Origin of the sequence: Saccharothrix sp. ST-888 (genome assembly GCF_000955975.1) — a bacterium.
Lineage (GTDB): Bacteria > Actinomycetota > Actinomycetes > Streptomycetales > Streptomycetaceae > Kitasatospora.
Genome location: NZ_JYJF01000831.1, coordinates 1 through 319 on the forward strand (window position 1 = coordinate 1; position 319 = coordinate 319).

At 70.8% G+C, this 319-nt stretch carries 1 protein-coding gene; it reads left to right on the forward strand.

Annotated elements, in window-relative coordinates:
• Positions 1 to 141 precede the first annotated feature (141 nt).
• On the forward strand, positions 142 to 319 hold a 178-nt coding region (locus tag UK12_RS39165), incomplete at its 3' end, for a beta-ketoacyl synthase N-terminal-like domain-containing protein (protein ID WP_442973937.1).

Sequence of the window (319 nt, forward strand, 5' to 3'; positions counted from 1 at the left end):
GCCGAGTTCGTTGTCGATGAACGCGAAGATGTCGTCGGCGGAGGCGTTCTCCAGCCGCCCCGCGATCGACTCGCCGTCACCGGCGGCCAGGGTCTCGGCGCGTGAGTTGAGCATCGCCTGCAGGCGCGGGGTGATCCGGCCCTGCTCACTCTCCACCTGGCGTTCCATTCGCTGCGGCAGCGCGAGTGCACGCTGTCCCTGGCCGGCGGCGTCTCGGTGATGACCACCCCCTGCTCGTTCATCGCGTTCAGCCGCCAGCGGGGGATGTCCCCGGACGGCCGGTGCAAGGCGTTCGCGGACCGTGCGGACGGCACCGGCT